Genomic DNA, 1,246 nt, shown 5'->3' on the forward strand with positions numbered 1-1,246 from the left:
ACCTACGTCTGGGCAGGTGGTCGCTGGCATTATCTGGCAGCGGTTCTTGACCTGTATACCCGGCGGGTCGTGGGCTGGGCGATGTCAGATAAACCAGATGCCGAGCTGGCCATCAAAGCACTTGAGATGGCGTATCAGCAACGAGGTTGCCCTTCTGGTGTGCTATTTCACTCTGACCAGGGCTGCCAATATGGTAGCCGGGCATTTCGGCAACGACTGTGGCGCTATCGCATGACCCAGAGTATGAGTCGGCGTGGCAACTGCTGGGATAACGCCCCGATGGAACGGTTGTTCAGAAGCCTGAAGTCAGAGTGGCTCCCGGCTATGGGATATATGAGCTTGCGGGAAGCAAAGCGGGATATCAGTTATTACCTGATGGATTACTACAACTGGCGGCGTCCACATCAACACAATGACGGGATGACGCCAGCAAAAGCCGAGGTTCGGCCTAACCAAGTGTCCGGATTTAGTTGACCACTACAGATCGATGCCATCAGCCAGCAGCCTTCGTGCTTCCTCTCTCCTAACCCTCAAGGAAACCTCTGGATAGACACCTAGCGCCAAGACCTTCTCCTTTCCACCAAAGCGGAACTTGAGGCGCCAGTACTTCCCCGATGAAGTTATAAGTAAAAAGAGTCCCTTTTCATCAGACAGCTTCTGCTGCTCACCAGTGAACTTGGCTTGTCGAGCTGCGGTATCAGATAGCGGCATGGGGGTATCTCCCGGTTCAATTAGGGGTACATGACAGACGCTAGGGGTATAAGGCTCCACCTCACAGGCCAGGAATGGCGCGGGATTGCGGGCATGTGGGGGTACTTTTTATCCCAGTGGAAACATGTACCCCCCAACTCAGGAGGATGTCATGAGGGGCCTTATGATACGACGAGAGACAACAAAAAACCCGCAAAGCCTTTGGCTATGCGGGTTTATGGTATGTCTTGAGACTGTATGAAACTATAGTTTGGTGCCGAGGCCGGAATCGAACCGGCACGACGCGAACGTCGAGGGATTTTAAATCTGACTTGGCCCTATGAGAAAACAAGCACTCACATAAAAATCAAAGAGTTAGTGAACCAGTAACGACCAAAAATGACCACCTATTTAAAGTTTTGTCGCCACTCTGTCGCCACTTTTTCTCATGCAAAAAGCAGGGTGCAGATTCAAGTCTATCGTGCCGAGTCTCAACCGCCTCTTTACACATACCACATTAACAGAATGTATAAATAAACGGTTGAGAACAATCACC

The 1,246-nt window shown here is 51.1% G+C and carries 2 protein-coding genes; one reads left to right on the forward strand and one right to left on the reverse strand.

The genetic code is table 11. The features are described from left to right. On the forward strand, positions 1-474 hold a 474-nt coding region (locus VF684_RS20855), incomplete at its 5' end, for an IS3 family transposase (RefSeq protein WP_376898570.1). Between the two features lie 3 nt (positions 475-477). Here the strand turns inward: VF684_RS20855 and VF684_RS20860 are convergent. Next, the gene (locus tag VF684_RS20860; RefSeq protein WP_234879889.1) at positions 478-711 is read right to left on the reverse strand and encodes an Arm DNA-binding domain-containing protein; all 234 of its coding nucleotides are present in this window, start codon (positions 709-711) and stop codon (positions 478-480) included. Between the last annotated feature and the right edge of the window lie 535 nt (positions 712-1,246).

This window comes from Aeromonas sp. Lyrl_2, assembly GCF_051948815.1.
GTDB lineage: Bacteria > Pseudomonadota > Gammaproteobacteria > Enterobacterales > Aeromonadaceae > Aeromonas > Aeromonas veronii.